This window comes from Pseudomonas matsuisoli, assembly GCF_014647635.1.
GTDB lineage: Bacteria > Pseudomonadota > Gammaproteobacteria > Pseudomonadales > Pseudomonadaceae > Pseudomonas_P > Pseudomonas_P matsuisoli.
In genome coordinates this window covers 497873-522671 of record NZ_BMPO01000001.1, presented here as the reverse complement: position 1 = coordinate 522671, position 24799 = coordinate 497873, and the positions used below count along the sequence as shown (strand labels likewise).

General features: G+C 58.6%; 20 protein-coding genes. 17 read left to right on the top strand and 3 right to left on the bottom strand.

The features are described from left to right. Positions 1-81 precede the first annotated feature (81 nt). The 3 genes from dapC to map are packed head-to-tail and all read right to left on the bottom strand — an operon-like array spanning position 82 to position 4832. The gene (dapC, locus tag IEY47_RS02415) at positions 82-1275 is read right to left on the bottom strand and encodes a succinyldiaminopimelate transaminase (protein ID WP_188981534.1); all 1194 of its coding nucleotides are present in this window, start codon (positions 1273-1275) and stop codon (positions 82-84) included. Positions 1276-1308: 33 nt separating this feature from the next. Continuing rightward, the gene (locus tag IEY47_RS02410; protein WP_188981533.1) at positions 1309-4002 is read right to left on the bottom strand and encodes a [protein-PII] uridylyltransferase; all 2694 of its coding nucleotides are present in this window, start codon (positions 4000-4002) and stop codon (positions 1309-1311) included. A gap of 29 nt (positions 4003-4031) precedes the next feature. After that, positions 4032-4832, bottom strand: a complete 801-nt coding sequence (map, locus tag IEY47_RS02405) for a type I methionyl aminopeptidase (RefSeq protein ID WP_188981532.1) — start codon at positions 4830-4832, stop codon at positions 4032-4034. A gap of 271 nt (positions 4833-5103) precedes the next feature. Here map and rpsB point away from each other — a divergent pair, with 271 nt between their 5' ends. The 17 genes from rpsB to accA all read left to right on the top strand — a co-directional run bounded on the left by rpsB (position 5104) and on the right by accA (position 24507). Next, positions 5104-5844 (top strand): 30S ribosomal protein S2, encoded by a 741-nt coding sequence (rpsB, locus tag IEY47_RS02400; protein WP_188981531.1) that lies wholly within the window; start codon positions 5104-5106, stop codon positions 5842-5844. Positions 5845-5977: 133 nt separating this feature from the next. Beyond that, positions 5978-6847 carry a translation elongation factor Ts gene (gene tsf / locus IEY47_RS02395; protein WP_188981530.1) on the top strand — a complete coding sequence of 290 codons (870 nt, stop codon included), beginning with the start codon at positions 5978-5980 and terminating at the stop codon, positions 6845-6847. 151 nt (positions 6848-6998) lie between these two features. After that, positions 6999-7742 (top strand): UMP kinase, encoded by a 744-nt coding sequence (pyrH, locus tag IEY47_RS02390; RefSeq protein ID WP_188981529.1) that lies wholly within the window; start codon positions 6999-7001, stop codon positions 7740-7742. Beyond that, entirely contained in the window at positions 7739-8296 is a 558-nt protein-coding gene (frr, locus tag IEY47_RS02385) for a ribosome recycling factor (protein WP_188981528.1), read from the top strand. The genes pyrH and frr overlap by 4 nt, the downstream gene beginning before the upstream one ends. A gap of 18 nt (positions 8297-8314) precedes the next feature. Beyond that, on the top strand, positions 8315-9073 hold the full coding sequence (uppS, locus tag IEY47_RS02380; protein ID WP_188981527.1) for a polyprenyl diphosphate synthase: 759 nt from the start codon (positions 8315-8317) through the stop codon (positions 9071-9073). 167 nt (positions 9074-9240) lie between these two features. After that, positions 9241-10056, top strand: coding sequence for a phosphatidate cytidylyltransferase (locus IEY47_RS02375; RefSeq protein WP_188981526.1), 816 nt, complete (start codon positions 9241-9243; stop codon positions 10054-10056). Further along, positions 10053-11243, top strand: a complete 1191-nt coding sequence (gene ispC / locus IEY47_RS02370; RefSeq protein WP_188981525.1) for a 1-deoxy-D-xylulose-5-phosphate reductoisomerase — start codon at positions 10053-10055, stop codon at positions 11241-11243. Before IEY47_RS02375 ends, ispC begins: the two co-directional genes overlap by 4 nt. A 15-nt stretch (positions 11244-11258) precedes the next feature. Next, positions 11259-12611, top strand: coding sequence for an RIP metalloprotease RseP (gene rseP, locus IEY47_RS02365; protein WP_188981524.1), 1353 nt, complete (start codon positions 11259-11261; stop codon positions 12609-12611). 72 nt (positions 12612-12683) lie between these two features. Then, a complete protein-coding gene (gene bamA / locus IEY47_RS02360; RefSeq protein ID WP_188981523.1) occupies positions 12684-15041 on the top strand; it encodes an outer membrane protein assembly factor BamA in 2358 nt (785 codons plus the stop codon). 41 nt (positions 15042-15082) lie between these two features. Next, positions 15083-15586 (top strand): OmpH/Skp family outer membrane protein, encoded by a 504-nt coding sequence (locus IEY47_RS02355; RefSeq protein WP_188981522.1) that lies wholly within the window; start codon positions 15083-15085, stop codon positions 15584-15586. Position 15587: 1 nt separating this feature from the next. After that, positions 15588-16646: a UDP-3-O-(3-hydroxymyristoyl)glucosamine N-acyltransferase gene (lpxD, locus tag IEY47_RS02350; protein WP_188981521.1), complete on the top strand. Its 1059-nt coding sequence runs from the start codon at positions 15588-15590 to the stop codon at positions 16644-16646. A 46-nt stretch (positions 16647-16692) separates the two neighbouring features. Next, entirely contained in the window at positions 16693-17133 is a 441-nt protein-coding gene (gene fabZ / locus IEY47_RS02345) for a 3-hydroxyacyl-ACP dehydratase FabZ (RefSeq protein ID WP_188981520.1), read from the top strand. Then, positions 17130-17906: an acyl-ACP--UDP-N-acetylglucosamine O-acyltransferase gene (lpxA, locus tag IEY47_RS02340; RefSeq protein ID WP_188981519.1), complete on the top strand. Its 777-nt coding sequence runs from the start codon at positions 17130-17132 to the stop codon at positions 17904-17906. The genes fabZ and lpxA overlap by 4 nt, the downstream gene beginning before the upstream one ends. Positions 17907-17909: 3 nt before the next feature. Then, a complete protein-coding gene (gene lpxB / locus IEY47_RS02335) occupies positions 17910-19049 on the top strand; it encodes a lipid-A-disaccharide synthase (protein WP_188981518.1) in 1140 nt (379 codons plus the stop codon). Further along, entirely contained in the window at positions 19040-19702 is a 663-nt protein-coding gene (rnhB, locus tag IEY47_RS02330; RefSeq protein WP_188981517.1) for a ribonuclease HII, read from the top strand. Before lpxB ends, rnhB begins: the two co-directional genes overlap by 10 nt. Positions 19703-19907: 205 nt before the next feature. Next, the gene (dnaE, locus tag IEY47_RS02325; protein WP_188981516.1) at positions 19908-23429 is read left to right on the top strand and encodes a DNA polymerase III subunit alpha; all 3522 of its coding nucleotides are present in this window, start codon (positions 19908-19910) and stop codon (positions 23427-23429) included. A gap of 127 nt (positions 23430-23556) precedes the next feature. Then, positions 23557-24507, top strand: a complete 951-nt coding sequence (accA, locus tag IEY47_RS02320; RefSeq protein WP_188981515.1) for an acetyl-CoA carboxylase carboxyl transferase subunit alpha — start codon at positions 23557-23559, stop codon at positions 24505-24507. The last annotated feature ends 292 nt before the right edge of the window (positions 24508-24799 follow it).

Genomic DNA, 24799 nt, shown 5'->3' with positions numbered 1-24799 from the left:
GCCTCCGCATGGTTGCTTCATGTGAAAAGGTGGGTGCGGATTATGCCACGTTCACCCCGGCATTCGGTTCGCTATACGCGCTTAACCGTGTTGCACGAACGTTCGAATGCGTTCGGCGCCCGCTACGCATTCCGCGAGCGGCGCGACCAGGGCAATACGAACACGGTTGGCCCCTGGATTAACGCCGCCAACGTCCCGGGACAGGTAGGAGCCCGGTACCACGGTGACGTGCTGCTCAGCGTAGAGGTCGCGCGTGAAGCGCGCATCGTCGATCGGCGTACGCGGCCACAGGTAGAAGCTGCCGTCCGGGCGCGTGACGTCCAACACGGGTTGTAGGATATCGAGCACGGCAGCGAATTTTTCGCGGTACAGCGCGCGATTCTTTGCCACGTGCGCTTCGTCGTTCCAGGCCGCGATGCTGGCGAGCTGAGTCTGGATCGGCATCGCGCAGCCATGGTAGGTGCGGTACAGCAAAAACGCTTTGAGGATGTCGGCATCGCCGGCGACGAAGCCTGAGCGTAGGCCGGGGAGGTTCGAACGTTTGGACAGGCTGTGGAAGACCACGCAGCGTTTGAAGTCGCTGCGGCCCAACTCCGCGCAAGCGGTAAGCAGCCCTGGGGGCGGGCTTTCTTCGTCGAAATACAGCTCGCTGTAGCATTCGTCGGCGGCGATGACGAAGTCGTGTTCGTCAGCCAGCGCGATTAGTTTCTTAAGCGTTGCCATGGGCACCAATGCGCCGGTTGGGTTTCCAGGTGAGCAAAGAAACAAGATCTGGCAGCGTTTCCAGACGTCATCGGTCACGGCGTCGAAGTCTGGGTTCAAACCGTGCTGGTCCAGGCAAGGTAGGTAATGCGGTGTTACGCCGGCCAGCAGCGCGGCGCCTTCATAGATCTGGTAGAAGGGATTCGGGCTGAGGATCAACCCGTCGGTATCGCGCTGCGCGACCGTCTGGGTGAAGGCGAACAGCGCTTCGCGGGTACCGTTCACCGGCAGAACATGACGAGCCGCCTCCAGCCACCCGCTTGGCACGCCAAAACGGCGCTCGCACCAGGTCGCGATTGCCTGTCGGAGTTCGATCAGCCCTGCCGTGGTGGGATAAACCGCCATTTTGTCCAGGTTTTCGCGCAAGGTCTGTGCGACGAACTCAGGCGAGCGGTGCTTGGGCTCGCCAATCGACAAGGCGATGGGCGGAAGGTCAGCGGGCGTTACGCCTGCAAGCAGGGCCCGGAGTTTTTCGAAAGGGTAGGGCTGCAGCAGGTTCAGGGCGTCGTTCATGGCGGGCTCGTTCGAAAAAGGTGCGTCAGCGGATCAAATGGATACCTGCAGCGGACTATCGCTGTTGGCCTCGGACAGAAGCTTGATGATGGCGTCCTGCAGGCGAGCGCACAGCTGCGGGTCTGACAGCGGCTGGTTATGCGCATCGGTCACGAAGAAAACGTCTTCCACGCGCTCGCCAAGCGTAGCGATCTTGGCGTTTTGCAGAGACAGATCGAACTCGAGGAATATCCGCCCGATCTTGGCGAGCAGGCCTGGCCTGTCGGGGGCGATGACTTCGAGTACGCTGACGTGGCGTTGGGCATCATTGTGCAGCGTGACCTGCGGCGGAAACGCGAAATGCTTCAGCTGACGGGGCACGCGCCGCTGAATGATGGTAGGGAAGTCCTCGGGATTCTTGAACGCATCGATCAGGCCTTGGCGCACTTGTTCTGTCCTGCCCGGTGTCGACTCCAGTGAACCACCGTCCGCATCGAGCACGATATAGGTGTCGAGTGTGAACTGGCTTGTGGAGGTCAAGATGCGGGCATCGTGAATGCTGAGGTTCAACTGGCTCATGGCCGCGACCGTTACCGCGAAGAAATCGTGTTGGTCGGGCGCGTAAATGAAGATCTGGGTCGCACCCTCGAAGTTTCGACGCGTGGTTTCCCGCAGCAGAACGAGGGGTTCACCCGTCGGCGGGTGCTTCAGGATGGCTTCGGTGTGCCAGGCGACTTCGCCTGGTGGATGACGAAGAAAATAGTCGTCTCCTAGCTGGCTCCAGAGTAACTCCGCTTCGTCCTGGCTAATGGTGCCGGCCAGCAATTCGAGGGCGGCGGATTGGGTCTGGCGGATTTGCTCCTCGCGATGCAGTGGGTTTTCTAGGCCACGGCTCAAGGCGCGCTTCGTCTCGGTGTAGAGCTGACGCATCAGACTGGCGCGCCACGAGTTCCAGAGCGTGGGGTTGGTGGCATTGATATCGGCGATCGTCAGTACGCAGAGGTAGTCCAGATGGACCTGGTCGCCGACCTGGAGGGCGAAGTCGTGGATGACCTGCGGGTCCGAAAGGTCTTTGCGTTGCGCGGTGGACGACATGATCAGGTGGTTCTGCACCAGCCAGACGATGAGCTTGCTGTCCCACGGCGGTAGCTGGTGGCGCGCACAGAAGGCTTCTGCGTCGGCTGCCCCGATTTCCGAATGGTCGCCGCCCCGACCTTTGCCTATGTCGTGGTAAAGCGCGGCCAGGTAGACAAGTTCCGGCTTGGGTAAGCGTTCGATGAGTTCGCTGGCAAGCGGGAATTTTTCTGCAAGCTCCGGCCGGCGTAGCTTACGCAGGTGCTTGATGACGTTCAGCGTATGCGCGTCGACGGTGAAGATATGGTACAGGTCGTGCTGCATCTGGCCGATGATATGGCCGAATTCGGGCAGGTAGCGGCCAAGAATCCCATAGCGGTTCATTCGCCGCAGATTGCGGTGGATCCCCTGCGGAGACTTGAACAGCTCGATGAACAAGCTGGTATTGCGTATGTCCTGGCGGAACTCATCGTCGATCAAGTGGCGATGGTCGCGCAGCAGGCGAATCGTGTCGGCTCGCACACCTTTGATGTCCGGCGCTTGCGCCATGAGCACGAACACTTCCATGAGCGCGAAGGGTGTTCGCTTGAAAACGCCCTCACTGGTGGCTTCGATGTAGCCGTCGCGCAGTTGGAAGCGGCTATTGATCGGCTCGGGCGTACTCTTCGCGCCGCCATGCAGAATGACGTCCTCGAAGTGCTGATTGATCAGCTCGTTGAGCTCGGTAACGCTCATCACGACGCGGTAGTACTTCTGCATGAAGCGCTCTATTGAGCGTTTGGCGTCGTCTTCCGCGTAGCCGAGCAATTCGGCCACCTGTTTCTGATGGTTGAACAGCAAGCGATCTTCCGCGCGCCCGGCCAGCATGTGGAGGGCATAGCGAACCTTCCACAGGAACTCTTGCGCCGACACGAGTAGGGAGAACTCGTTTTCGATGAGAAAGCCTTCGTTAACCAGCGCATGCAGGTTCAGCGTGCCGAACTGGCGGCGCGCGATCCAGAGGATCGTCTGGATGTCACGCAGCCCGCCCGGAGAGCTTTTGACGTTCGGCTCCAGGTTGTACTCGGTGTCGTTGTACTTGGCGTGGCGCTTGAGTTGCTCATCGCGTTTGGCCAGGTAAAAGGTGCGGCTCGGCCACAGGTGCGCGGCGTCGGTGACCTTCAGCATTGCCTGCCGCAGGTGCTCGCTACCGGCCAGCGTTCGGCATTCCATCAAATTGGTCGCGATCGTGAGGTCGGCCTGCGCTTCCTTCACGCATTCGTTCACGGAGCGTACGCTTTGCCCGACCTCCAGGCCAATGTCCCAGAGCAGCGTCAGAAAGCCTTCGATCGGCGCTCGATAGGCTTCGTGATCGTCTTCCGCCAGCAGGATGAGCAGGTCGATGTCGGAGTAGGGATGCAGTTCGCCGCGACCATAGCCGCCGACGGCCAGCAGCGCGACCTCCGAGTCCGTGGGCCAGTCGAAGCGTTTCCACGCGACCTGCAGTATCTGGTCTACAAACCAGGCGCGGTCTTCCACCAGGCGGCGGATGTCCCGGCCGGCGAAAAAACGACGGTCCAACACCTCGCGCGCCTGGCGTAGCGCCTTCTTGAACGCCGGCAGCGGGCTCGCCTTCAGCGCAAGTTCGGCCTGGAACTGGCCATTGTCGAAGAGTTCCTGATCTACCTGGGGCATGGACGGGCGCCTGTAATGCAGTCGTGGGGTCAGGCTGAGAGGCGGGCGATGGTCTCGTCGCTACGTAGCGTGAGAATTTCGTAGCCTGTCGCGGTGACGAGGAGGGTGTGCTCCCATTGCGCCGAAAGCTTCCGGTCCTTGGTGATCGCCGTCCAGCCATCCCCGAGTAGCCGGGTTTCTGCCTTGCCCTGGTTGATCATAGGTTCAATGGTAAAGGTCATGCCTTCCTTGAGCTCAAGGCCGGTTCCGGCGCGGCCGTAATGAAGGACCTGTGGCTCTTCGTGGAATACCGTGCCGATGCCATGGCCGCAGTAATCGCGGACCACTGAGAATCCGTTCTTCTCCGCGTGCTTCTGAATCACCGCGCCAATGTCACCGAGGCGAGCGCCCGGGCGAACTTGCTCGATACCGAGGTACAAGCACTCTTGCGTGATGCGGGATAGGCGATCGGCCCACTCGGGAACGTTGCCCACCGAGAACATGCGGCTCGTGTCGCCGTAGTAGCCATCCTTGATGACCGTGATGTCGATGTTCATCACATCGCCATCCTTAAGGGGCTTGTCGTTCGGAATGCCATGGCACACGACATGATTAAGCGAGGTGCAGATGGACTTCGGGAAAGGCATTCGGCCCGGTGCTCCACCATAATTGAGCGGCGCGGGTATGCCCTTTTGCACGTTGACAATGTGGTCGTGGCAGATGCGGTCGAGCTCTTCGGTGGTCACCCCGGGTTTGACATGCTCGGCAATCAACTCCAGCACTTCGGCTGCGAGTCGACCTGCGATGCGCATCTTCTCGATATCTTCGGGCGTCTTGATGGTGACGGTCATGAACACTCCAGCGCGAACGGTAGTAAAGCCCGGCATATTAACAGTTGCAGCGGGCAAGCCATAAGCCGGACCGTTCGCGGCGCCGGTATCTACGGTCTTTTCTCTTCAGTAGCTTCGGCCGATGTTGTGTGGTATAAAACGCGCCGCTTTTGCGGGTCCGTCCCGTGAGGGCATAAACCCACACACGTATCGACACGGTCGCCTGGGTGCCCCAAGGGGGTTGGCGTTCGGGATGCGTGGAGGCCTAACCCGACTCTTTCGAGGAATTGAAATGTCTCAAGTCAACATGCGCGACATGCTGAAGGCCGGTGTGCACTTCGGCCACCAGACCCGTTACTGGAACCCAAAGATGGGCAAGTACATCTTCGGTTCGCGCAACAAGATCCACATCATCAATCTTGAAAAAACCCTGCCGATGTTCAACGAAGCGCTGAGCTTTGTTGAGAAGCTGGCTGCTGGCAAGAACAAGATCATGTTCGTTGGCACCAAGCGTTCGGCTGGCAAGCTGGTTCGTGAAGAAGCCGCTCGTTGCAACATGCCTTACGTCGACCACCGCTGGTTGGGCGGCATGCTGACCAACTACAAGACCATCCGCGCATCGATCAAGCGCCTGCGTGATCTTGAAGTTCAGGCCGAAGATGGCACTTTCGCCAAGCTGACCAAGAAAGAAGCGCTGATGCGCAGTCGCGATCTGGAAAAACTGGACCGTAGCCTTGGTGGTATCAAGGACATGGGCGGTCTGCCGGACGCGCTGTTCGTTATCGACGTCGATCACGAGCGCATTGCCATCACCGAAGCCAACAAGCTCGGTATTCCGGTGATCGGCATCGTCGATACCAACAGCAGCCCTGAAGGTGTCGATTACATCATTCCGGGCAACGATGACGCTATCCGTGCGGTCCAACTGTACCTTGCTGCAATGGCTGACGCTGTTCTGCGCGGTCGTCAGAACGCCGCTGGCGGCGCCGACGAGTTCGTCGAAGAAGCTGCATCCGAAGCCGCTGAAGGCTGAGTACACGGCGTCTGACGTGTTACCCGGTGCGCAAGAAGGGGGCTAGGCCCCCTTTTTGCCACTCACCGAATTTGAAATGCCCGGTTCGTTCCGGGTAAATGGTCGAACTACCGATTTCAAGAGGATCACGAGCATGGCAGAGATTACTGCAGCCCTGGTTAAAGAACTCCGCGAGCGCACTGGCCTCGGCATGATGGACTGCAAGAAGGCGCTGACCGCTGCCGACGGCGACATCGAAAAAGCGATCGACGACATGCGTGCTGCTGGCGCGATCAAAGCCGCCAAGAAGTCGGGCAATATCGCTGCTGAAGGCGCCATTGCTGCTCGCGTAGCTGACGACAACAAGTCGGCCACCATCATTGAGGTGAACTCTCAGACTGACTTCCTGGCTCTGCAGGATGACTTCAAGTCGTTTGTTGCAGCGAGCCTGGATCAGGCTTTCAACGAGAAGCTCACCGATGCAGCTCCAGTGGTTGCTGCCCAGGAAGAGGCGCGTTTGGCGCTGGTTTCCAAAACGGGCGAGAACGTCAATATTCGCCGTCTTGCGCGGGTCGAAGGTGACGTCGTTGGTGCCTACCTGCACGGACACCGCATTGGCGTATTGGTCGTTCTGAGCGGCGGTAACCCTGAGCTGGCCAAGGACATTGCGATGCATGTCGCTGCCAGCAACCCGCAATTCCTCGATCCTTCGCAGGTTTCGGAAGAAGCCGTTGCCAAGGAAAAGGAAATCTTCCTGGCGCTAAATGCCGAGAAGATTGCCGGTAAGCCCGAAAATATTGTCGAGAACATGGTCAAGGGCCGTATCAACAAGTTCCTCGCCGAAGCGAGCCTGGTTGAACAGGCCTTCGTCAAGGATCCTGAAGTCAAGGTTGGCGAATTGGCGAAGAAGGCTGGTGCCGAGATCGTTGCTTTCGTTCGTTACGAAGTGGGCGAAGGCATCGAGAAGGCTGAAGTCGATTTCGCTGCCGAAGTTGCTGCTCAGGTCGCCGCGACCAAGCAATAAGGTGTGCTAGACGTTTCGTTAAAGAGGCTGCCCGCTCTGCGTGCGGCCTTTTTTTCGAACCGAGAGGGCGATTTGCGGTCCGATTCGCCGTCGTGAAATACCTAGGTGCCTCGAGGTGCCGTCAATCAACATCGCCGCAGGGAGAAAAGTAATGGCTCAGCAGGTTAGTGGTCGTCAACCTCGCTATAAACGCATTCTGCTCAAGCTTAGCGGCGAAGCGCTGATGGGGTCCGAGGACTTCGGGATCGACCCGAAAGTGCTCGACCGCATGGCGCTCGAAGTAGGGCAATTGGTCGGTATCGGTGTACAGGTCGGCCTGGTCATTGGTGGCGGCAACCTTTTCCGCGGTGCAGCGCTGAGTGCTGCCGGCATGGATCGGGTGACCGGTGATCATATGGGCATGTTGGCCACTGTGATGAACGCGCTCGCCATGCGCGACGCACTGGAGCGATCCAATATCCCCGCGCTCGTCATGTCCGCTATTTCCATGGTTGGGGTGACCGATCACTATGACCGTCGCAAGGCCATGCGCCATTTGAAGACCGGTGAGGTCGTGATCTTCTCAGCGGGAACCGGTAACCCGTTCTTCACCACCGATTCCGCTGCATGCCTGCGTGCGATCGAGATCGATGCGGACGTGGTGCTGAAAGCGACTAAAGTCGATGGCGTATACACGGCAGATCCGTTCAAGGACCCTAACGCCGAGAAGTTCGATCGTCTGACGTACGACGAAGTGCTGGATCGGAAGCTGGGCGTCATGGACCTTACGGCCATATGCTTGTGCCGCGATCACCGCATGCCCTTGCGGGTTTTCAACATGAACAAGCCTGGCGCGCTCCTGAATGTAGTGGTGGGCGGCGCCGAGGGAACCTTGATCGAGGAGTCGAATGCATGATCAATGAAATCAAGAAAGATGCGCAGGATCGTATGAAGAAGAGCACCGAATCGCTCGATCATGCGTTCGCGAAGATCCGGACCGGACGCGCGCACCCCAGCATCCTCGACAGCATTTCCGTCTCCTATTATGGCTCCGACACGCCGCTGCGCCAGGTGGCGAACGTCGTCGCAGAGGACGCCCGTACGCTGGCGCTCACCGTGTTCGACAAGAGCATGATCCAGGCGGTCGAAAAAGCCATCATGACGTCTGATCTGGGTCTCAATCCTGCGACCGCTGGGACTACGATCCGTATCCCCATGCCTGCGTTGACCGAAGAAACGCGTAAGGGTTACACCAAACAAGCGCGGGGTGAGGCGGAAAATGCAAAAGTGGCGATCCGCAACATTCGCCGCGATGCGCTCGCGCAGTTGAAGGACCTCGTCAAGGAAAAGGAAATCAGCGAAGACGAAGAGCGCCGGGCTGCTGACGAGGTTCAGAAGATCACCGACAAGTTCGTCGGCGAAGTCGACAAAGCCCTTGAAGTGAAGGAAAACGACCTGATGGCCGTTTGAGGTTCATCGGAGTAGATCATGGAGAAGTTCGCGAAAGCCGGCCATTCCGTTGCAATCCCGCGGCACGTGGCAATCATCATGGATGGGAATAACCGCTGGGCGAGAAAGCGCTTACTGCCCGGTGTCGCGGGCCATAAGGCTGGCGTGGATGCCGTGCGCGCGGTTATCGAAGTCTGTGCCGAGGCCGGGGTTGAAATGCTGACGTTGTTCGCGTTTTCCAGTGAAAACTGGCAGCGCCCTGCGGACGAAGTCGGCGCGCTGATGGAGCTATTCTTGTCTGCGCTGCGTCGAGAGACGCGGCGCCTCGACGACAACGATATTCGGCTTCGTATCATCGGCGATCGAACCCGCTTTCACCCCGAGTTGCAGGCTGCGATGCGCGAAGCGGAAGCGCAGACGTCTGGATGCCGAAAATTCACCCTGCAGATTGCGGCGAATTACGGCGGTCAGTGGGATATCACCCAGGCAGCGCAGCGCTTGGCGCGTCAGGTTCAGGCCGGCCACTTGCAGCCAGAAGAGATTACCCCGGCAATGCTGGAGAATTGTCTGGCGACTTCCGACGGGCCGTTGCCTGACTTGTGTATCCGCACCGGAGGTGAGCACCGGATCAGCAACTTCTTGCTCTGGCAGTTGGCTTACGCTGAGCTGTATTTCTCCGATTTGCACTGGCCCGACTTCAAGCATGAAGCCATGCGCGCGGCGCTGCAGGATTACTCCAAGCGCCAGCGCAGGTTCGGCCGCACGAGCGAGCAACTGGCTGCAGATGTCAGTTTTTGACAGCGTACGCTGTGAGCCAGCGGCTCGTTCGTAATCGGCTCATGGATCGCGACCTCTTGGCTTGCTTCTATACTCATTCTGTCGTGCAGACACGAAACATCAGTGTATCGACCGGTCGCGCGATCCTATCCATGAGCTGAAGGTGGCTCGGACTTAAGCGAGGATCCATGCTCAAGCAACGTGTGCTCACGGCGCTGGTGCTGTTGCCAGTCGCTCTCGCAGGGTTTTTCTGGTTGGAAGGTGGTGCCTTCGCGCTGTTCATCGCCTTTGTGGTGGTATTGGGCGCGTGGGAATGGGCGCGTCTGGCAGGCATAAATGCGTCCGAGGGGCGAATTGCTTATGCCGCGATGGTCGCATTAGCGTTACTCGTTCTCTATCTGTTCCCGGCGCTGGGACAGATCGTGCTCGTTGCCGGTGTGCTGTGGTGGGGCAGTGCAACGCTTCTGGTATTGAGCTATCCCGACACGGCGCGTTATTGGGAAGGGCGTACGGTCCGCAAAATTATCGGTTTCCTGGTTTTGCTACCCGCTTGGCAGGGGTTGGTCATGCTGAAGCATTGGCCCGAAGCCAATTCGCTCATTGTTGGCGTAATGGTGCTGGTGTGGGCCGCAGATATCGGTGCCTATTTCGCAGGTCGCCGATACGGTAAACGCAAGCTTGCGCCTCAAGTCAGTCCGGGGAAAAGCTGGGAAGGTTTTTATGGCGGCATGCTGGTGAGTTTGTTCATCACTTTGCTGGTGGCGATCTGGCGCGACTGGTCGTTTTCGGTGACCCTGCTAGCCCTGCTCGGGGCCGCACTGGTCGTTGCCATATCGGTGGTAGGTGACCTTACCGAAAGCATGTTCAAGCGGCAGGCGGGTATGAAAGACAGCAGCAATCTGCTCCCTGGGCATGGCGGCGTGATGGACCGAATCGACAGTCTGACTGCGGCCGTTCCCGTCTACACGATGTTGTTACTGGTGTCAGGGGCGGGTGCGCTGTGAGTCGACCACGTAGGGTAACGGTACTGGGCGCGACAGGTTCGATTGGCCTGAGCACGCTAGATGTCATCGCACGCCACCCCGGCCGGTATGAAGTCTTCGCGCTGACCGGCTTCAGTCGTCTCACTGAGCTGGAGCAGCTTTGCCTGCGGCATCGCCCTCAGTTCGCGGTAGCCGGTGATGTGGATCAGGCGAAAGAATTGTCCGGACGCCTGACTCGCGCCGGCCTGTCCATTTCCGTACTGCACGGAAACGCCGGGCTCTGCACGGTGTCCTCGCATCCAGGCGCGGATGTGGTCATGGCAGCCATTGTCGGTGCGGCCGGGCTCGAACCGACGCTTGCCGCGGTCAAGGCCGGTAAGCAGGTGATGCTTGCCAATAAGGAAGCCTTGGTCATGTCCGGGGCCTTGTTCATGCAAGCGGTTCGCGACCATGGCGCGCAGTTGCTGCCAATCGACAGCGAGCACAACGCAATCTTTCAATGCCTGCCTGGCACCTATGGGGATGGGCTAGGACGCTGTGGTGTACGGCGTATTCTGCTCACCGCATCCGGTGGGCCATTTCGTGACACGCCGCTGGACGAGCTTCACGATGTGACGCCGGAGCAGGCCTGTGCGCATCCGAACTGGTCGATGGGGCGGAAGATCTCCGTCGATTCGGCCAGCATGATGAATAAGGGGCTAGAGCTGATCGAGGCGTGCTGGTTGTTCGATGCGACGCCTGCGCAGGTCGAAGTATTAATCCATCCGCAAAGCGTGATCCATTCCTTGGTGGATTATGTTGACGGCTCGGTCCTTGCGCAGCTTGGTAATCCTGACATGCGCACACCAATCAGCCATGCGCTTGCATGGCCTGAGAGAATCGAATCGGGTGTTGCGCCGCTGGACCTGTTCTCGATCGCGCGGCTCGATTTTCAGGCGCCCGATCTTGACCGGTTTCCGTGCCTGAAATTGTCGATGGAGGCTGCGGCAACGGGTCGCAGCGCGCCGGCTGTGCTCAATGCTGCGAACGAGGTTGCAGTCGCTGCGTTCCTCGATCGGCGTATCCGCTTCACCGAGATCGCGAGTATCATCGCCGATGTTTTAGCGGCGCTCTCTATCGTAGAGGTTGATACGCTGGACGCTGTACTTGCGGTAGATACGCAGGCGCGTCGCGCAGCCGAGAGCTGGCTGAAGCGCAACGGGCGCTGATTTCGGAGGAAGCAGATGGGCGCGCTTTACATGATCCTGGGTACGTTGATTGCCCTGGGTGTGCTAGTCACGATTCACGAGTTCGGTCACTTCTGGGTCGCCCGGCGCTGTGGTGTGAAGGTGCTCCGCTTCTCCATCGGTTTTGGAACGCCCCTTATACGTTGGCATGATCGCCAGGGTACGGAATTCGCCATCGCCGCGATCCCGTTGGGTGGATACGTCAAGATGCTCGATGAGCGCGAAGGCGATGTGCCGCCTGAAATTATCGATAGCGCCTTCAATCGGAAAACGGTGGGTCAGCGCATCGCTATCGTTGCCGCAGGGCCGGCCGCCAATTTCATCCTTGCGCTGTTTTTCTTCTGGCTGTTGGCAATGATCGGCACACAGCAGGTCAAGCCGGTCATTGGATCCTTGGTGTCAGACAGCCCCGCTGCTCAGGCCGGCTTGCAATCTGGGCAAGAGATTGTGGCGATAGACGATGATGCTGTTCGCGGCTGGGGCGGGGTTAATCTCAAGCTAATCGGTCGGCTCGGCGAGTCGGGCACCCTCGCGATTACGACGCGGTCTGAGGGTTCGTCTCGCGAGCAGCATTACACCATTCCAATTTCAGGTTGGTTGAAAGGTGCCGAGGAGCCTGATCCGATCGCTGCCCTAGGTATCAATCCTTGGCGACCGGCGATCAGGCCAGTCCTGGCTGAGCTCGATCCAGACGGTCCAGCGGCGCGCGCGGGCCTCAAAACAGGGGATTTGCTCGTTTCCCTAGATGGCGTTGCGATCGACGAGTGGCAGCAGGCTGTCGAGTTGATTCGAGCACGTCCCGATCAGCGCATTGTTATCGAATACCGGCGCGACGGTGCGCTCATGGAGCGCGCGTTGGACCTCGGACGTAGAGAGGGCTCTGGCGCGGTCGCCGGTTACCTTGGCGCTGGGGTTTCCGGTGGCGATTGGCCCGCTGAGATGCTGCAGGAAATTAGCTACGGTCCGCTTGATGCGGTCGTCGAAGGTGCCCGCCGCACTTGGGTGATGAGCGCCTTGACCCTTGACTCGCTTAAGAAAATGCTCTTCGGGGAGCTGTCGGTAAAAAACTTGAGCGGGCCGATAACCATTGCTAAAGTGGCGGGCGCTTCGGCCCAGTCAGGCGTAGGGGATTTCCTGAATTTTCTTGCCTATCTGAGCATAAGCTTGGGGGTTCTCAACCTTCTGCCGATACCTGTCCTCGATGGCGGGCACCTGCTGTTCTACCTGGTTGAGTGGGCGCGTGGTCGTCCCTTGTCAGAGCGGGTACAGGCGTGGGGCATGCAAATTGGTGTCAGCCTTGTTGTTGGGGTCATGCTGCTTGCCCTGGTAAACGATCTGGGCCGGTTGTAACGCCACTGAATCTTGAGACCTGCCGCGATTGCGGCAGTTTCTTTATTAGCCAGTTGAAACAAATAGGACTTCATGAAACGCCTGCTACCTGCTGTGCTTCTTGCACTCATGACCGCTGAGGTTCACGCCGAGTCCTTCACCATCTCCGATATACGCGTCAATGGTCTTCAACGTGTGTCTGCCGGGAGCGTTTTCGGTGCGCTGCCGTTGAATGTGGGCGACGCCGCCGACGATGCACGGCTGGTCGAGGCAACACGCTCCCTGTTTCGTACGGGTTTCTTCCAGGATATCCAGCTTGGCCGTGACGGCAATGTACTGGTGATTCAGGTCGTTGAGCGTCCGTCCATTGCGAGTATCGAGATCGAAGGCAACAAGGCGATCTCGACGGACGACCTGATGAACGGACTGCGCCAGTCAGGACTGGCTGAGGGCGAGATATTCCAGCAGGCGACCCTCGAGGGGGTTCGTAACGAGTTGCAGCGTCAATACGTAGCGCAGGGCCGTTACTCCGCCACTATCGAAACTGAAGTTGACCCCCAGCCCCGAAACCGCGTTGGTCTGAAAATCAAGATCAACGAGGGGACGGTTGCGGCCATTCAGCACATCAATGTCGTCGGCAACTCTGTTTTCACTGAAAAAGAGTTGACCAACCTCTTCGAACTGAAGACGACTAACTGGCTGTCGTTCTTCCGTAATGACGACAAGTACGCACGTGAAAAGCTGTCCGGAGACCTTGAGCGGCTGCGCTCTTACTATCTCGATCGCGGCTATATCAACATGGATATCGCCTCTACGCAGGTATCCATTACCCCGGATAAAAAGCACGTCTACATCACGGTCAACGTTGATGAAGGCGAGAAATACAGTATCCGCGATGTCAATCTCTCCGGCGATCTGCGCGTGCCGGAAGACGATATCCGTTCCCTCATGCTCGTTAAACCGGGCCAGGTGTTCTCGCGTAAGGTCCTGACCACCACCTCGGACCTCATCACGCGTCGCCTCGGTAACGAGGGCTATACCTTCGCGAAGGTGAACGCGATTCCTCAGGTGAATGAGGAAGACAAGACGGTCTCCGTGACGTTTGCGGTCGATCCAGGCAAGCGGGCTTACGTCAATCGCATCAACTTCCGCGGCAACACCAAGACCGAGGATGAGGTGCTGCGTCGGGAAATGCGGCAGATGGAAGGCGGGTGGGCGTCCACCTATCTTATCGATCAGTCGAAGGTGCGCCTCGAGCGTCTGGGCTTCTTCAAGGAAGTCAATGTCGAGACGCCTGCCGTTGCCGGCACCGATGATCAGGTCGATGTGAACTACACGGTCGAAGAGCAGCCTTCCGGGTCCATCACCGCGAGCGTCGGCTTTGCCCAAAGCGCGGGCTTGATCTTGGGCGGTTCCATCAGCCAAAACAACTTCCTGGGTACAGGTAACCGCGTCACTATCGGCCTGACACGCAGTGAGTACCAGACCCGTTATAACTTCAGCTTCACCGACCCTTACTGGACCGAGGACGGCGTCAGCCTTGGCTACAACGCCTTCTATCGCACCACCGACTACGACGAGCTCGATGTCGACGTTTCCAGTTACTCGGTCGACAGCTTAGGTGCGGGCGTCAACTTCGGTTATCCCGTCAGCGAAACGTCGCGACTGAATTTCGGTTTGACGGTCCAGCAGGATGAAATCAATACCGGGCGCTATACCGTCGATGAAATTTTTGATTTCACTCGCCAGGAAGGCGATAAGTACCTGAACTTCAAGGGATCGATCGGCTGGTCGGAATCCACACTTAACCGCGGTGTGTTGCCCACACGTGGTCATTCGCAAAGTGTTGTGCTTGAGTCGACCCTGCCAGGAAGCGACCTTTCGTTCTACAAACTGGATTACCGTGGTCAGATATTCGCGCCACTGACGAATACATACACCATGCGTTTCCATACCGAGTTGGGCTATGGCGACAGCTACGGTTCCACCTCTGACCTGCCGTTCTATGAGCACTACTACGCGGGCGGTTTCAACTCGGTTCGCGGCTTTGAAGACAGCAGTCTCGGCCCACGCAGTACGCCAAGTCGCGGGACCAATCCTGGAACGATCGCTGACCCGGACCAAGATCCGCTGCCGTTCGGTGGTAACGTGCTGGTGCAAGGCGGGTTAGAGCTGCTTTTCCCGGCGCCATTCGTGGAAGATCAGCGCTCGCTGCGTACCTCGCTTTTCTGGGATGTGGGCAATGTGTTCGACACCAATTGCACATCGGTGCAAAAGAGCCGCGGCGACTCATGCGACATCAGCTTTAGCAATATGGCAAGTTCGGTTGGCGTAGGGCTGACATGGATCACCGCGTTGGGACCACTCAGTTTCAGTCTGGGCATGCCGGTTAAGAAACCGGACGATGCGGACACGCAGGTGTTCCAGTTCTCGCTTGGCCAGACGTTCTAAATTCCACTGCAATAACAGCGTTTTATACGCAGGAGCGCAGCGTGCGTAAGTTGACACAACTCATTTTGATCACCGCTACTATGATCGCCACACCGGCCTTTGCCGAAATGAAGATCGCGGTGCTGAACTACCAAATGGCGCTTCTGGAATCGGACGCCGCAAAGAAGTACGCGGTCGACGCTGAGAAGAAATTCGGGCCCCAGCTCAACAAGCTGAAGGCGCTGGAAGGGGATGCCAAGCGTATTCAGGATACGGTCGCAAAAGCCGGACAGAAGATGCAGGATGCCGAGCGTGAGCGCCTCGAGCTGGAATTCAAACAGAAAGCGCGCGACTTCCAATTCCAGTCCAAGGAGTTGAACGAAGCGAAGGCAGCGTCTGACCGCGATATGTTGAAGCAGCTCAAGCCCAAGCTGGATCAGGCCGTCGAAGAAGTTATCAAGAAAGGTAACTATGACCTGGTCGTCGAGCGTGGCTCGATCGTTGACGTAAAACCTCAGTTCGATATCACGCGCCAGGTCATCGAGCGCATGAACCAGCTTCGTTGATATGACGGCTATCGTTTATACCCTCGGCGAACTTGCGACGCGCATCGGTGCCCAGTTGCGAGGCGCGGCTGATCGTGAGATCACGGGCATCGCGTCGTTGTCGGGAGCGGGGCCCTCTCAGCTCGCCTTCGTGACCAGTGCCCAATACCGTAAGCACCTGCCGGAATGCCAGGCAGGGGCAGTGATGCTCAAAGCGGAAGATGCGGATGCGTTCCAGGGGGACGTACTGATCGTCGACGATCCCTACCTCGCCTATGCCGAACTTTCGCACCTCTTCGATCGCAAGCCGAAAGGCAAGCCAGGTGTGCACCCCACCGCAGTGGTGGCGGAAGACGCCGTCATCGATCCAACAGCCAGTATCGGGCCCTATGTCGTGATCGAGGCGGGCGTGCGCATTTCCGCGAATGTAACTCTCGGCCCACAGACGGTCGTAGGCGCACGTTGCGTGATCGGCGAAGGCAGCTGGCTGGCACCTCGTGTAACGCTGTATCACGATGTCGTGATTGGGCGTCGGGCCGTCATACAGTCTGGAGCAGTCATCGGCGGTGAAGGCTTTGGTTTTGCCAATCACAAGGGCGAATGGAAAAAAATCGCTCAAGTGGGCGGCGTAGTACTGGGCGATGACGTCGAGATCGGCGCCAACACGACCGTCGACCGCGGTGCTCTGGCAGATACCGTTCTGGGTGACGGCGTGAAGCTGGATAACCAGATCATGATCGGGCACAACGTGCAGGTCGGTAACAACACCGCCATGGCTGCCTGCGTGGGTATTTCAGGCAGCACGCGTATTGGCAGCAATTGCATGATCGCAGGAGCCGTTGGCGTCGCCGGGCATCTCGAAATATGCGACAACGTATTCGTGAGCGGCATGAGCATGATCACGGGCTCTATCACTGAGCCTGGGTCCTATTCGTCCGGCACGGGTTTGCAGCCTTCTGGCGAGTGGCGAAAGAGCGTTGCTCGTTTTCGCCAGCTGGATGACATGGCGCGCCGGTTGCGTAAGGTGGAAAAGAGCCTGGCGGCCGTGACCCCGGACGAAAATCCTTCATCAGAAGCCTGATTGGTCTTCCGCGCATCTTCTCTTTTGACTACAGGCTTTTCTGGACATGATGGACATCAACGAAATTCGTGAGCTTCTACCGCATCGCTATCCTTTCCTACTCGTGGATCGGGTAACGGAGCTGGACCTCGAAGCCAAGCGTATTCGTGCCTATAAGAATGTCAGTATCAACGAACCCTTCTTCAATGGGCATTTCCCACAGCACCCAATCATGCCGGGTGTGTTGATCATCGAAGCCATGGCCCAGGCGGCCGGGCTGTTGGGGTTCAAGTTGATGTCGGCGAGCCCTTCGGATGGCACGCTCTACTACTTCGTCGGCTCGGATAAACTGCGTTTTCGACAACCCGTTCTGCCCGGCGACAAGCTGCAGCTTGATGCTCAATTCCTCAGCGTCAAGCGTGGAATCTGGAAATTCGAGTGTCAGGCTACGGTCGATGACAAACCCGTATGCTCGGGTGAGATCATCTGTGCGGAACGTAGACTATGAGTCTGATTGACTCTCGCGCCATTATCGACCCGAGTGCCAGGCTTGCCGACGACGTTCAAGTCGGCCCTTGGTCCATCGTCGGGCCGGGCGTGGAAGTCGGTGAGGGGACCGTGATTGGCCCCCATGTGGTGCTCAAGGGGCCAACGGTCATCGGGCGTCACAATCGGATTTATCAGTTCTCGTCTGTTGGCGAGGACACCCCTGATCTCAAGTACAAGGGCGAGCCGACTCGCCTGGTCATTGGCGATCACAACGTTATTCGCGAAGGGGTGACCATTCATCGCGGTACGGTGCAGGACCGTAACGAGACGACCATCGGTGACCACAACCTGTTGATGGCATACGTCCACGTCGGTCATGACAGTGTCATCGGTGACCACTGTATTCTCGTCAACAACACGGCGCTGGCCGGGCACGTCCATGTGGGTGATTGGGCGATCCTGTCGGGTTACACGTTGGTGCACCAGTTTTGCCACATTGGCGCGTACAGTTTTTCCGGCATGGGAACGGCCATTGGCAAGGACGTTCCAGCGTTCGTCACGGTATTTGGTAATCCCGCGGAGGCCCGCAGCATGAACTTCGAAGGCATGCGCCGCCGTGGGTTTACCGCAGACGCCATTCACGCGCTTCGCCGAGCCTACAAGGTGGTTTATCGCCAGGGCTTGACCGTGGACGAAGCCTGCGTGGAGCTTGCCGAAAGCGCCGCTGCCTATCCTGAAGTCGCGATGTTTCGTGACTCTGTCCGCGCCTCGGAGCGCGGAATCACCCGCTAAACCATGAAAACCCTTCGGATCGCACTGGTCGCCGGCGAGGCATCCGGTGACCTGCTCGGGGCGGGTTTGATGCGCGCGCTCAAAGCGCGCCATGCGAACGTCGAGTTCATCGGCGTTGGCGGGCCACGTATGGAAGCCGAAGGGCTGCGCTCCTATTTTCCGATGGAGCGCTTGGCCGTCATGGGCCTGATCGAAGTACTGGGCCGCCTCTTCGAACTCTTGAAGCGTCGTAAGCAGCTATTGGCCGACCTTCTGAAGGCTCGTCCCGACGTCTTCATCGGAATCGATGCGCCCGACTTCAATCTCGACCTTGAACTCAAGCTACGCAATGCCGGGATCAAGACGGCGCACTATGTGAGCCCCTCCGTTTGGGCTTGGCGACAAAAGCGCGTTTTCAAGATACGTGACGCCTGCGACCTGATGCTCACCTTGTTTCCATTCGAAGCGCGCTTCTATGAAGAGCACCAGGTGGCCGTTCGCTTCGTGGGTCATCCGTTGGCTGATGCGATACCTGTTCTACCAGATCGTAGCGGCGCAAGAGGACGACTTGGCTTGCCCCAAGAGGCCCCCATAGTCGCCCTAATGCCAGGGAGCCGAGGAGGTGAGGTCGCGCATCTTGCCCCGCTGTTTCTGGATGCTGCGGTGCTTGCGCAAACGCTCGAGCCCGATTTGAAATTCGTGTTGCCGTGTGCCAATGCCGAGCGGCGCGCCCAGATTGAGCCGTTGCTGGCGGGCAAGGCGCTATCGGTGACGCTGCTCGATGGCCAATCCCACGATGCGTTGGCCGCGTGCGATGCGGTGTTGATCGCTTCCGGAACCGCGACACTAGAAGCGTTGCTGTACAAGCGACCGATGGTGGTGGCCTACAAAGTGGCGCCGCTGACCTATCGAATTCTTCGGCGGATGGTGAAAAGCCCTTACGTGTCGCTTCCCAATCTGCTCGCGCAACGTATGTTGGTGCCCGAGTATCTTCAGGACGACGCGACGCCTGACGCTCTCGTCGAAGCACTCTTGCCATTGCTGAGCCATGGCGAAACGCAGACGCAAGGGTTCGACGAGATACATCATTCATTGCAGCGTAATGCTTCCGAGCAGGCGGCTGACGCCGTGCTCGATCTTCTAGGGAGGCAGTCATGCAGCTAGGCCTGGACTTTTCATTGGTAGAAGAGCTTGTCGCCGGCGTCGATGAAGTGGGTCGGGGACCGCTATGTGGGCCGGTCGTGACCGCGGCAGTGATTCTCGACCCGTTGCGGCCCATCGAAGGGTTAAACGACTCGAAAAAACTGACGCATGCGCGTCGCGAGGCGCTTGTGCTGGAAATTCAGAAAAAAGCACTGGCGTGGTGCGTCGCTCGAGCCGACGTTCACGAAATCGACGAGATCAACATTCTCCATGCCACGATGTTGGCTATGCAACGCGCGGTGGAGGGGCTGAGTATCGTGCCGAAGCTTGCGCTGATCGACGGAAATCGGTGCCCTGTACTTGCGGTCCCTTCGGCCCCGGTCATTCAGGGTGACGCCACGGTACCTGCAATCGCAGCCGCGTCGATTCTGGCAAAGGTCTCACGTGATCGCGAGATGCACGAGATGGACGCCCGGTACCCCGGTTACGGTTTCGGCGCGCACAAGGGCTATTCGACGCCCGTCCATCTGGAAGCCTTGTCGCGGCTCGGTGCCACACCGATACATCGTCGCTCATTTGCGCCGGTGCGGTTGGCGATCGAAGCCGCTGCAGCGCTTGAAATCCAAGGGGCATCCGGTATGGACGCGGTCCAGCTTACGGCCGTCTGTTCCTGACGCGCCACCTTGCCTTCCCGTACTGCCTCACCTGAGCGACGCGTGTCCTTGCTGCTCATGAGCGAGGTTTGAACCCGCAGCATTACTTTTATCAGGTCACTGTCTGACGGCTCGCCATCGGGCAGTGGCTATTTGCCCGGCTGCGGTTTTCCCGAGATGCCCGGTACAATTCGTGCCAACTTTTTCATTTGTCGATAGGAATCATATGGTCGCCAAGTTCGTTCACCTACGCCTCCATACCGAGTATTCCCTCGTCGACGGTATCGTGCGTGTCAAACCGTTGGTCAAGGCCGTCGCCGGCGGCGGTATGCCCGCTGTTGCGGTCACCGATCAGAGCAACATGTGCTCGTTGGTGAAGTTCTACAAAGCGGCCATGGGCGCCGGCGTCAAGCCTTTGTGTGGCGCCGACCTGTGGCTTGCCAGTGCGGACGAAGACGGCCCGCTCACGCGCTTTTCGCTGTTAGCCATGAACGCCAAGGGCTATCGCAACCTGACCGAGCTCATTTCGCGTGGCTGGATGGAGGGGCAAAGCAACGACTTGGTCATCATCCAGCGTGAGTGGGTTAAGGATGCCGCCGAAGGCTTGATTGCGCTCTCCGGCGCGAAAGAAGGGGAAGTCGGCAAGGCGCTGCTCGAAGGCGAAATCGGCAAGGCCGAATACTTGCTGAAAGAGTGGATGGACGTTTTCCCTGAGCGCTTCTATCTCGAAGTTCAGCGTACGGCGCGCGTCGGTGATGAAGAGCACGTGCACGCCGCGGTGGCGCTGGCAGATCGACTCCGCGCGCCGCTCGTGGCGACGAACGATGTGCGTTTTCTCAAGCAGGACGACTTCGAGGCGCATGAAACGCGCGTGTGCATTGGCGAGGGACGAGCACTGGGCGATCCCCGCCGCATCCGCCAATATTCTGATCAGCAGTACCTGAAATCTCCGGAAGAGATGTGGGAGCTGTTTTCGGACCTGCCCGAGGCCTTGGAGAACACCGTCGAGATCGCTAAGCGATGCAATATCGATGTGCAGCTCGGCAAGTACTTTCTGCCGGACTTCCCGACGCCCAATGGCATGGGTATCGATGACTACCTGCGACATGCGTCGTTCGAAGGGTTGGAAGAGCGTCTTGCGGTATTGCTGCCGGAGGACACGCCGGACTACGACGCCAAGAAGCAGGTCTACATTGATCGTCTCAATTTCGAGCTCGATATCATCATCCAGATGGGGTTCCCCGGTTACTTCCTCATCGTCATGGACTTCATCAAGTGGGCCAAGAATAACGACGTGCCCGTTGGGCCAGGACGAGGTTCGGGTGCCGGTTCACTTGTTGCCTATGTCCTGAAGATCACTGATCTGGATCCGCTGGCGTACGACCTGCTCTTCGAGCGCTTCCTCAACCCCGAGCGGGTTTCGATGCCCGACTTCGACGTCGACTTCTGCATGGATGGTCGGGATCGGGTGATCGAATACGTCGCGGAGGCGTACGGGCGCAATGCGGTCAGCCAGATCATCACCTTTGGCACCATGGCTGCGAAAGCCGTCGTGCGTGACGTAGCGCGAGCCCAGGGAAAGTCCTACGGCCTGGCAGACCGGTTGTCGAAGATGATCCCGTTCGAAGTCGGCATGACGCTGGAAAAAGCGTTCGAACAAGAGGAAATCCTGCGAGACTTCTTGAAGGCCGACGAAGAAGCCCAAGAAATTTGGGACATGTCGCTCAGGCTCGAAGGCATCACGCGCGGCACTGGCAAACATGCCGGCGGTGTGGTCATCGCGCCGACCAAACTAACCGACTTCGCGCCCATTGCCTGCGATGAAACGGGTGCCGGCCTGGTTACCCAGTTCGACAAGGACGACGTCGAGCAAGCGGGGCTGGTGAAGTTCGACTTCCTCGGGCTGCGGACGCTGACCATCGTCAAGTGGGCGTTGGAAACCATTAACCGGAAACGGGCGGAAGAGGGGAAGGACCCGCTCAACATCGACTTCATCCCGCTTGACGATAAAAAGACCTTCGACATGCTGCAAAAGGCGGAGACGACGGCGGTCTTCCAGCTTGAGTCGCGCGGCATGAAAGAGCTCATCAAGAAGCTCAAACCTGACTGCCTTGAGGACATGATCGCGTTGGTGGCGTTGTTCCGACCCGGCCCGCTGCAGTCGGGCATGGTGGACGACTTCATCAACCGTAAGCATGGGCGCGCCGAGCTGTCCTATCCGCATCCGGATTACCAATACGCGGGCCTCGAGCCGGTGTTGAAACCCACCTACGGCATCATCCTCTATCAGGAGCAGGTGATGCAGATCGCACAGGTCATGGGCGGTTACACGCTCGGTCAGGCGGACATGCTGCGCCGAGCCATGGGTAAGAAAAAGCCCGAGGAAATGGCTAAGCAGCGCGGCGGGTTCATCGAAGGTTGTGCGAACAACAACATCGCGGCTGACCTTGCGGGCAACATTTTCGACCTGGTGGAAAAGTTCGCGGGGTATGGCTTCAATAAGTCGCACTCGGCGGCTTACGGACTGGTGTCCTACCAGACGGCATGGCTGAAAGCGCATTATCCCGCCGAGTTCATGGCGGCCGTGCTTTCTGCGGATATGCACAACACCGACAAGGTGGTCATCCTCATCGAAGAATGCCGGAACATGAAGTTGCGCATCGATGCGCCGGACGTGAATACGTCCGAATTCAAGTTCACGGTGAACGAAGATGGCCGCATCGTTTACGGGCTTGGCGCGATCAAGGGGGTCGGTGAAGGCCCGGTGGAAGAGATCACCCAGTGCCGTGCGCAAGGTGGCGCGTTCAAGGATCTGTTCGACTTCTGCAGCCGTATCGACCTCAAACGCGTGAACAAGCGCACGCTCGAGGCGCTGATTCGTTCCGGCGCGCTGGACCGGCTTGGCCCCCACTACAACGACGAATTGAAGGCGTACCAGGCGACCGTCGACCTGAATCGCGCCATGTTGCTGGCGTCTATGGAAGAAGCTGTGCACGCCGCCGAGCAGACGGCGCGCAGCCAGGATAGCGGGCACATGGACCTGTTCGGCGGTGTATTCGCCGAGCCTGAGGCCGATGTCTATGCCAACCATCGCAACGCCAAGGAGCTTTCCCTCAAGGAACGCTTGCGTGGCGAAAAAGAGACGCTGGGCCTTTACCTGACAGGCCATCCCATCGACGAATACGAAGGTGAAGTGCGCCGGTTCGCTCGCCAACGAATCGTTGAGTTGAAGCCGTCGCGAGGGGATCAGACGGTCGCGGGACTGATCGTCAACCTGCGCGTCATGAAGAATAAGAAAGGCGACAAGATGGGCTTCATCACACTGGACGATCGTTCAGGACGCATCGAGGCCTCCTTGTTCTCCGAAGCCTTCCACGCCGCGCAAACGTTGTTGCAGACCGATGCGCTGGTGGTCGTGGAAGGAGAGGTCAGCCAGGACGATTTTTCCGGCGGGCTGAGGTTGCGGGCCAAGCGCGTGATGGGGCTCGAAGACGCTCGCACATCGCTGGCCGAAAGTCTGCGCGTGAAGGTGGCCGCCGGCGCCTTGCAGGGAGATCGCTTGCGCTGGATGGCGGAACTCCTGACCCGACATCGCGGCGGGTGCCCAGTGACGCTCGACTACAGTGGGGCGTCTGCCAAAGCGATGCTCCAATTTGGTGATCAGTGGAAAATCGACCCCGCCGATAACCTCATTCAGGCGCTGCGTGACCAGTTCGGTCGCGATAACGTCTTCTTGAACTATCGTTGATATCACTATGTTTTCGATATCGAATGGACACTTTTGGTCGACCGGTGCACGCCAGATCACGTATCTTACGGCGTTTGACTGGATCAGCCGCCCGGCCGATATGGCCGCTGACGTATGACGGATGCCTATGAACCCTAATTTTCTCGACTTCGAACAGCCGATCGCCGACCTGCAGGCCAAGATTGAAGAACTGCGCCTGGTGGGCAATGACAACTCGCTCAACATTGGTGACGAAATCTCCCGTCTCCAGGATAAGAGCCAGTCGCTGACCGAAAGCATTTTCAGCAACCTGACCAGCTGGCAGATCGCGCGCCTGGCTCGGCATCCGCAGCGCCCCTACACGCTGGATTACATCAGCCACATCTTTACCGAGTTCGACGAATTGCATGGCGATCGTCATTTCTCGGATGACGCTGCCATCGTGGGTGGCGTCGCGCGTCTAGAAGACCAACCGGTGATGATCATTGGCCATCAGAAGGGCCGCGAAGTGCGCGAAAAGGTCCGCCGCAACTTCGGCATGCCGCGCCCGGAAGGCTACCGAAAGGCCTGTCGCCTGATGGAAATGGCTGAGCGTTTCAAAATGCCGATCCTTACCTTCATCGACACCCCCGGTGCCTATCCGGGAATCGATGCCGAGGAGCGTGGCCAGAGCGAAGCGATCGCCTGGAACCTGCGCGTCATGGCACGACTGAAAACACCGATCATTTCTACCGTTATCGGTGAAGGCGGTTCGGGCGGCGCGTTGGCAATTGGTGTGTGCGATCGTCTCAACATGCTGCAGTACTCCACCTACGCGGTCATTTCGCCAGAAGGTTGTGCGTCGATTCTTTGGAAAACGGCCGATAAGGCCCCTGACGCAGCTGAAGCGATGGGCATCACTGCAGAGCGCTTGCAGGGCCTGGGTATCGTCGACAAGGTTATCGATGAGCCATTGGGTGGCGCGCATCGCTCACCGGTGGAAGCCGCGCAATCCATTCGAGAACTTCTGGTTGGGCAGCTGGCTGAGCTCAACGCGCTTGACAGCAGCGCGCTGCTCGATCAGCGCTACGAGCGTTTGATGAGCTACGGCGTCGCCTGAGTGTGAGTCGTCCGGTCGCGGTGCTTCAGGTATCGCGATTTCTCATAGACTCACGCGCATTACGGCTGCTTTTCAAGATGACAGGTTCGTTAAAGTATCCGGAGCTTTTGTAGGAGCGGGTTCGCCCGCGAAAGCGATTTCAGTCGCTAAGCCTTTGCTGATCGTGTTGCCGCATTCGCGGGCAAGCCCGCTCCTACACTAGATCGAGTTTGCTGTGCGATGGCGCTGTGTCAGAGACGTAAACAGGGCTTCTACAGCTGCCTTGGGCGATCGGCAGAACGGACTGCGAATC

Excerpts from the sequence above, each read along its gene's own strand:
- IEY47_RS02375 (WP_188981526.1), top strand. The coding sequence starts at position 9,241 with ATGCTCAAGCAACGTGTGCTCACGGCGCTGGTGCTGTTGCCAGTCGCT.
- accA (WP_188981515.1), top strand. The coding sequence starts at position 23,557 with ATGAACCCTAATTTTCTCGACTTCGAACAGCCGATCGCCGACCTGCAG.
- tsf (WP_188981530.1), top strand. The coding sequence starts at position 5,978 with ATGGCAGAGATTACTGCAGCCCTGGTTAAAGAACTCCGCGAGCGCACT.
- bamA (WP_188981523.1), top strand. The coding sequence starts at position 12,684 with ATGAAACGCCTGCTACCTGCTGTGCTTCTTGCACTCATGACCGCTGAG.
- dnaE (WP_188981516.1), top strand. The coding sequence starts at position 19,908 with ATGGTCGCCAAGTTCGTTCACCTACGCCTCCATACCGAGTATTCCCTC.
- rpsB (WP_188981531.1), top strand. The coding sequence starts at position 5,104 with ATGTCTCAAGTCAACATGCGCGACATGCTGAAGGCCGGTGTGCACTTC.
- lpxB (WP_188981518.1), top strand. The coding sequence starts at position 17,910 with ATGAAAACCCTTCGGATCGCACTGGTCGCCGGCGAGGCATCCGGTGAC.
- uppS (WP_188981527.1), top strand. The coding sequence starts at position 8,315 with ATGGAGAAGTTCGCGAAAGCCGGCCATTCCGTTGCAATCCCGCGGCAC.
- pyrH (WP_188981529.1), top strand. The coding sequence starts at position 6,999 with ATGGCTCAGCAGGTTAGTGGTCGTCAACCTCGCTATAAACGCATTCTG.
- frr (WP_188981528.1), top strand. The coding sequence starts at position 7,739 with ATGATCAATGAAATCAAGAAAGATGCGCAGGATCGTATGAAGAAGAGC.
- lpxA (WP_188981519.1), top strand. The coding sequence starts at position 17,130 with ATGAGTCTGATTGACTCTCGCGCCATTATCGACCCGAGTGCCAGGCTT.
- rnhB (WP_188981517.1), top strand. The coding sequence starts at position 19,040 with ATGCAGCTAGGCCTGGACTTTTCATTGGTAGAAGAGCTTGTCGCCGGC.
- rseP (WP_188981524.1), top strand. The coding sequence starts at position 11,259 with ATGGGCGCGCTTTACATGATCCTGGGTACGTTGATTGCCCTGGGTGTG.
- lpxD (WP_188981521.1), top strand. The coding sequence starts at position 15,588 with ATGACGGCTATCGTTTATACCCTCGGCGAACTTGCGACGCGCATCGGT.
- dapC (WP_188981534.1), bottom strand. The coding sequence starts at position 1,275 with ATGAACGACGCCCTGAACCTGCTGCAGCCCTACCCTTTCGAAAAACTC.
- map (WP_188981532.1), bottom strand. The coding sequence starts at position 4,832 with ATGACCGTCACCATCAAGACGCCCGAAGATATCGAGAAGATGCGCATC.
- IEY47_RS02410 (WP_188981533.1), bottom strand. The coding sequence starts at position 4,002 with ATGCCCCAGGTAGATCAGGAACTCTTCGACAATGGCCAGTTCCAGGCC.
- fabZ (WP_188981520.1), top strand. The coding sequence starts at position 16,693 with ATGATGGACATCAACGAAATTCGTGAGCTTCTACCGCATCGCTATCCT.